The following is a 6,888-nucleotide window of genomic DNA, read 5'->3' as shown; positions in this document are numbered from 1 at the left end:
TGATCTGGATGTCGTCGGCGTTGACGAGGTACTCGCTCGTGACGCCGAAGCGGCCCGACGCGACCTGCTTGATCGCGCTCCGGCGCTCGGGGTCGTAGAGCCGCTCGGGGTCCTCGCCGCCCTCGCCGGTGTTGGACCGGCCGCCGATCCGGTTCATCGCGATGGCGAGGGTTTCGTGGGCCTCGGCCGAAATCGAGCCGTACGACATCGCGCCCGTGTTGAAGCGCTTGAAGATCGCTTCGGCGGACTCGACCTCGTCGAGCGGGATCGGCTCGCGCACGCCGCTGCGGAAGGAGAACAGCCCGCGCAGCGTGCCGCCTTCGCGGTAGAGGCGGTGCACCTCGTCGGTGTACTTGCGGTACACCTCTTCGCGGCCGGTCTTGGACGCGTGCTGCAGCAGGAACACCGTCTCCGGCGTGAACAGGTGCAGCTCGCCCTCGCGGCGGTAGGCGTACTCGCCGCCGGTGTCGAGTCCACGGTGGACGCGCTCGGTCGGGTTGTCCGGGTACGCCCGGCGGTGCCGGACGGCGACCTCTTCGGCGAGCACGGCCAGGCCGACGCCGCCGAGCTTCGACGACGTCCCGGTGAAGTACTCGTCGAGCAGGTCCTGGGCCAGGCCGAGGGATTCGAAGACCTGGGCGGCGGTGTACGCGCCGACCGTCGAGATGCCCATCTTGGACATGATCTTCAGGACGCCCTTGACCAGCGCCTGCACGTAGTTGCGGATCGCCTTGCGCGGCTCGATGCCGGTGACCGCGCCCTGCCCGATCATGTCCTCGATGGTCTCGAAGGCCAGGTACGGGTTGACCGCGGCGGCGCCGTAGCCGAGCAGCAGCGCGATGTGGTGCACCTCGCGCGCGTCGCCGGATTCGACGACCAGCGCGACGCGCAGGCGTTCCTTGGTGCGGACCAGGTGGTGGTGCACCGCGGACACCAGCAGCAGCGACGGGATCGGCGCCATCCGGTGGTCGGAGTCGCGGTCGGACAGCACGAGCGTGCGTGCGCCGGCGGCGATCGCCTCGGACGCCTCGCGGCGCACCCGCTCGATCGCGCCGGCCAGCGCCTCGGCGCCGCCGTCCACTTCGTACAGTCCGGAAAGGACACTGCAGGCGAACCCGGGGAGGTCGCCGTCGTCGTTGATGTGGATGAGCTTGGCGAGCTCGTCGTTGTCGATGACGGGGTACGGCAGCTTGAGGTGGCGGCAGGACGCCGGGCCGGGGGCCAGGAGGTTGCGCTCCGGGCCCATGATCCGCGCCATGCAGGTGACGAGCTCCTCGCGGATCGCGTCCAGCGGCGGGTTGGTCACCTGCGCGAAGTTCTGCTTGAAGTAGTCGTAGAGCAGCCGGGATCGCTGGGACAGCACCGCGGGCGGGGTGTCCGTGCCCATCGAGCCGATCGGCTCGGCGCCCTTCTCGGCCATCGGCGCGAGCAGGATCTTCAGCTCTTCTTCGGTGTAGCCGAAGGAAAGCTGGCGGCGCAGTACCGAGTCGTGGCTCTGCACGACGTGGTCGCGGTCGGGCAGCTCGGCGAGCTGCAGCAGGCCCGCGTGCAGCCAGCCCTCGTACGGCAGGTCCTTGCCCAGCGCGGACTTGACCTCTTCGTCGTCCACGATCCGGCCGGCCTCGGTGTCCACGAGGAACATCCGGCCCGGCTTGAGGCGTCCCTTGGCCACGACGTCCTTGGGGGCGACGTCCAGGACGCCGGCCTCGCTGGCGAGCACGACGCGGTCGTCGGCCGTGCGCCACCAGCGCGCCGGGCGCAGGCCGTTGCGGTCCAGGACCGCGCCGACGAGCGTGCCGTCGGTGAAGGTGACGCACGCCGGACCGTCCCACGGCTCCATGAGACTCGCGTGGAACTGGTAGAAAGCGCGGCGTTCCGGCTTCATCGTGGCGTGGTTCTCCCACGCCTCCGGGATCATCATGAGCACGGCGTGCGGCAGTGAACGCCCACCCAGGTGCAGCAGCTCCAGGACCTCGTCGAAGGACGCCGAGTCGGACGCGTCCGGCGAGCAGATCGGGAACAGCCGGGACAGGTCGCCGTCGAGGAGGTCGGACTCCAGCAGCGCCTCGCGGGCCCGCATGCGGTTGCGGTTGCCGCGGATGGTGTTGATCTCGCCGTTGTGGGCCACGAACCGAAAGGGGTGGGCCAGCGGCCACGACGGGAAGGTGTTGGTGGAGAAGCGGGAGTGCACCAGCGCGATGGCGCTTTCCAGCCGCTCGTCGCGCAGGTCGGCGAAGAACGCGGGCAGCTGCTCCGGCGTCACCATGCCTTTGTAGACGATCGTCCGCGAGGACAGCGACGGGAAGTACGTGCCACAGCCGGAGTTCGCGCTTTCGTGCTCGACGCGCTTGCGCAGGCAGAAGGCCAGGCGGTCGAGCTCGATGCCCGCTTTGCCTTCCGACGCCACGAAAAGCATGGCGAAGTGCGGCATCACCGAGCGGGCGGTCGGGCCGATGTCGGCGCGGTCGGCGTCGACCGGGACCTCGCGCCAGCCGAGGACTTCGAGTCCTTCTTCGACCGCGATGCGTTCGGCCAGCTCGACGGCTTTGCGGCGCTGCTCGGCGTCTTCGGGCAGGAACGCGATGCCGGCGGCGTAGGCGTGGTCGCCGCGCTCGCCGGGTTCGGGAAGCGCGAAGCCGGCTTCGGCGCGCAGGAGCGTGTCGGGCAGTTGCAAGAGGATTCCGGCACCGTCGCCGCTGGTGGGTTCGGCGCCGGCGGCGCCGCGGTGGTCGAGGTTGGTCAACGCGGCGAGGCCGTCGGTGACGATTCCGTGGGAGCGCCGCCCGCGGATGTCGGCCACCATGGCCACACCGCAGGAGTCCTGTTCGGTCTCGGGGTCGTAGAGACCCTGCTTGCCGGGGATGGCGGAGAAGATCATGAAGGGACCTCCTTCGTCGTCTTGTCGTGCGGGGCCGGGCTACCGGCCGGGGAGCGCACGGGACGACGATGGCCCGCTTGTTAGCGCGACTTTAACACCTGGGAAACATGCCAGCACCCGTTCAGAGCGCCCCGAGCGACGTCGGACGGTAACGATCTGGCTGCGCGGAACGACGTAGTTCCTGATGCGTTCCCGGTAGTTCGTTGTGCTAAGTATACGTCCCGGAAACTCCCGTCAAGCCTAACGTGACGGGCCCGACGTGGCACGTCGGGATTGTGTCCCCCGTCACTAGAACGTGTTACATTTCGCCGCATGATCCTCGATCGGTTCAAGCTCACCGACCAGGTCGCGGTGATCACCGGCGCCGGCCGCGGCATCGGCGCGGCCACCGCCGTGGCCCTCGCCGAAGCGGGCGCCGACGTGGTCATCGCCTCGCGCACCTCCGCCCAGCTCGACGAGGTCGCCGCCCGCGTCGCGGCCGCGGGCCGGCGGGCCCACGCGGTGCCGGTCGACCTCTCCTCACCGGAGGCCGCGGCGGAGCTGGCGTCGACGGCGGTGACCGAGTTCGGCCGCCTCGACCTGGTGGTCAACAACGTCGGCGGCACATACCCGCGGCCCCTGCTGGAGTCTTCGGTGGACTTCATGGAGGAGGCGTTCCGCTTCAACGTGGCGACGGCGCACGCTTTGACGGTCGCCGCGGCACCCGCGTTGGTGAAGACGGGTGGCTCGATCGTCAACATCTCGTCGGTGATGGGCCGGCTGTCCGGCCGCGGTTTCGCGGCCTACGGAACGGCGAAGGCGGCCCTGGCCCACTACACGCGCCTGGCGGCGGCGGATCTGGCGCCGCGGGTGCGGGTGAACGCGATCTCGGTGGGCTCGGTGGCGACGTCGGCCCTGGAGATCGTGGTCGGCAACCCGGAGCTGAAGGAGAAGATGGAGTCGGCGACGCCGTTGGGTCGCATCGGCGAGGCTGAGGACATCGCGGCGACGGTGGTGTTCCTGGCGTCGCGGGCCGGCGGGTACATCACGGGCAAGATCCTCGAGGTCGACGGCGGCCTGCAGGCGCCGAACCTGGAGCTGGGCCTGCCCGACCTCGGCTGACCCCACCTCTCGGGACCTCGTTTCTTGACTTGCGATCAAGAGGCTTCTAGCCTTCGCCTCTACTTGCTCTTGATCGCAAGTCAAGAGCGGCGGGTGAGCTGAGCGGGGCAGGCGATGGAAACTTCGGCCGAGAAGGACAGGTACACGGCGCCGGTGCGGCGGGACGTGTGGTTCGAGTCCGGGGGCGTGCGGTGCGCGGCGTGGCTGTACGCGCCGGCAGCGGAGGGCGGGCCTCGGCCGTTGGTGGTCATGGCGCACGGGCTGGGCGCGGTGCGGGAGTGGCGGCTGGACGCGTTCGCGCAGCGGTTCGCCGCGCAGGGGTGGGTGGTGCTGGTGTTCGACTACCGGTACCTGGGGGCCAGTGAAGGATCTCCTCGGCAGTTGCTCGACATCGGCGACCAGCTCGACGACTGGCGGGCGGCACTGGCCTACGGCCGGTCCCTGCCGGAGGTCGACCCCGACCGGATCGCGGTGTGGGGGACCTCGTTCGGCGGCGGGCACGTGCTGCGGGTCGCGAGCGAGGACCACGATCTGGCCGCCGTGGTGGCCCAGTGTCCGTTCACCGACGGTCCGGCGTCGTTGCTCTCCCGGTTCCGGTCCGGCCCGGTGAGCATGGCCGGGCTCATCATCGCCGCGCTGCTCGATGTCGTCGGGTCGGTGTTCGGGGCGAAGCCGGTGCTGGCTCCGGTGGTCGGGGTGTGGTGGATGCCCGCCTTCCTGGTTTCGCCGACCGCGATCGCCGCGGCGTCCCAGCTCATCCCGGCGGGGTCTCGGCTCTCGCCTCGCACCGCCGGGGTCCTGGCCCGGGTTTCCGCACTGGGCAAGGGGTTGTCCGCGACCGTCGAGACGGGTGGGCGGCCGTTCCGCCCGGGCGACACCGCTGTCGGCCGCGACACGATCTGGGGTGTCATGAGTGGCCCGGACGGTGGCGGCGACAGCGCCAACGCGGTCGCGGCCCGGCTCGCGTTGCGGTTACCGCTGTACCGGCCCGGCAAAGACTTGCGCAAGATCGCCGCGGCGACCCTGGTGTGCGTGTGCGACGACGACCGCGCCGCCCCCGCGCGCACCACGGCCCGCCTCGCGGCCGGGCAGGACCACGTCCAGGTCAACCACTACGACGGTGACCACTTCGACATCTACGTCGGTGACCTGTTCGAGCGGGCGGTCGCCGACCAGATCCGGTTCCTCGCGGCCCGGTTCACGGCCGCGGCGATCCGGTAGCCGGCACGGCGGCGATGCCGCGGGCGCTGCGCACCAACGTCTCGACGACGGCGCGATCGCCCACGGCGTCGCCCGCGTGGGTCAGCATCCCTTCGACGACGAACACCCCGATCCGGGTCATCGCGGCCTGCTCGGTCTCCGGCACGCCCAACGCGGCCAGGTGCCACCGCAGGATCGCCTCCACCTGCGCGTGGAAACCGTCGTGCCAGACCCGCAGTGCCTCCGATGCCGCGACCCTGGCGTGCACCGTCGTGATCAGCCGGTCGACCCGCCGCAGCTCGGTGACCGCCCACAGCAACTGCTCGACCGGCGGTTCGGCCGAGCGTTCCGCCACGCCGGCCAGGAACTGCGCGAACAGCGCGTCCAGAACAGCGACCAGTACCTCGTCCTTGTCCTTGAAGTACCAGTAGACGGTGTTGGAGGTGACCCCCGCCTCGCGCCCGATCCGCGTCACCGTCGTGGGGTCGTAGCCGTCCTCCACGAACAACCGCGTGGCCGCGGCGACGATCTCACCGCGTTTCTCTTCCCGGTCCTGCGGGCGTCGGTTACGCGGCATCCCTCACCTGGCCAGATCGGTCACGCCGGAATCCCACGGCAAAGGGACGCGGTGCCGGTCAGCTCTCGTCGGTCTTCTTCGGCTCTTCGGCCGGGGTGTCCTCCGACGCGGGCTTCTCCAATGCCGGAGCCTCGGCCGCCACCTTCGCGTGCTCGGGCTCCTCTTCCGAGGCGGGCTCCTCCGCGACCGGCGTCTCCTCCGGGCCGGGAGCATCCTTGCTCCGCAGCGTCTCCGGCAGCTCCCGCGGCCCCCGCTTCCCGGCGAGCACGAAGTACACCACCGCCGCGACGAACAGCAGGATCGACGTCCACACGTTCACCCGCAGCCCGAGGATGTGGTTCGCGGTGTCGGTGCGCATCATCTCGATCCAGCCGCGCCCGACCGTGTAGCCCGCCACGTACAGCGCGAACACGCGACCGTGGCCCAGCTTGAACTTGCGGTCCGCCCACACCACCAGCAGCGCGACCAGCAGGTTCCAGAGCAGCTCGTACAGGAACGTCGGGTGGACCGGGCTCTCCGGCAGCGGGATGTGCCCCGTCGCGACGCCGTTCAGCAGGTTGTCCGGGTCCTCCGGGTTGAAGCGCTGGTAGACCTCCAGGCCCCACGGCAGGTCCGTGTGCGCGCCGTAGAGCTCCTGGTTGAAGTAGTTGCCGATGCGGCCGATGGCCTGCGCGACGACGATGCCCGGGGCGATCGCGTCCGCCATCGCCGGCAGCGGGACGCCCTTGCGGCGGCACGCGATGAGCGCGCCCACCGCGCCGAGGGCGATGGCGCCCCAGATGCCGAGGCCGCCGTCCCAGATCGCGAACGCGTTCCAGGGGTTCTTGCCCTCGGTGAAGTACAGCTCGGGGTCGGTGATCACGTGGTACAACCGGCCGCCGACCAGGCCGAACGGCACGGCGTAGACGGCCATGTCGATCACGGTGCCCTTGGTGCCGCCGCGGGCGGCCCAGCGCCGCTCCCCCCACCAGATCGCCACGATGATGCCGGCGATGATGCACAGGGCGTACGCACGGACCGGGATCGGCCCCAGGTGCCAGACGCCCTGGTCGGGGCTCGGGATCGTCGCGAGGTAGGCGCTCATCACGCGGCCACCGTAGCGCTACTGCGCCGTTCGTTACCAACCCGGCCA

5 protein-coding genes are annotated in these 6,888 nt (G+C 70.4%); 2 read left to right on the top strand and 3 right to left on the bottom strand.

Annotated features, from left to right (window positions below):
* Positions 1-2,878: glutamate synthase central domain-containing protein (locus ABZ342_RS33335; RefSeq protein WP_360481484.1), on the bottom strand; the 2,878-nt coding region annotated here is incomplete at its 3' end.
* A 312-nt stretch (positions 2,879-3,190) separates the two neighbouring features.
* On the opposite strand from ABZ342_RS33335, the gene ABZ342_RS33330 reads away from it, so the two are divergent.
* Positions 3,191-3,979 (top strand): SDR family oxidoreductase, encoded by a 789-nt coding sequence (locus tag ABZ342_RS33330; RefSeq protein ID WP_360481481.1) that lies wholly within the window; start codon positions 3,191-3,193, stop codon positions 3,977-3,979.
* Positions 3,980-4,093: 114 nt separating this feature from the next.
* The gene (locus ABZ342_RS33325; protein ID WP_360481478.1) at positions 4,094-5,200 is read left to right on the top strand and encodes an alpha/beta fold hydrolase; all 1,107 of its coding nucleotides are present in this window, start codon (positions 4,094-4,096) and stop codon (positions 5,198-5,200) included.
* On the opposite strand, the gene ABZ342_RS33320 is transcribed toward ABZ342_RS33325, so the two are convergent.
* Both ABZ342_RS33320 and lgt read right to left on the bottom strand, forming a co-directional pair.
* On the bottom strand, positions 5,178-5,756 hold the full coding sequence (locus ABZ342_RS33320) for a TetR/AcrR family transcriptional regulator (protein WP_360481475.1): 579 nt from the start codon (positions 5,754-5,756) through the stop codon (positions 5,178-5,180). The two genes, ABZ342_RS33325 and ABZ342_RS33320, sit on opposite strands and share 23 nt — an antisense overlap.
* A 58-nt stretch (positions 5,757-5,814) precedes the next feature.
* Positions 5,815-6,840, bottom strand: a complete 1,026-nt coding sequence (lgt, locus tag ABZ342_RS33315; RefSeq protein WP_360481472.1) for a prolipoprotein diacylglyceryl transferase — start codon at positions 6,838-6,840, stop codon at positions 5,815-5,817.
* Positions 6,841-6,888 lie beyond the last annotated feature (48 nt).

Source organism: Amycolatopsis sp. NPDC005961, from assembly GCF_040629235.1.
GTDB classification, from domain to species: Bacteria; Actinomycetota; Actinomycetes; order Mycobacteriales; family Pseudonocardiaceae; genus Amycolatopsis; species Amycolatopsis camponoti.
Note: the sequence above shows the minus strand (reverse complement) of the source record. Positions and strands in the feature narration are given on the sequence as shown.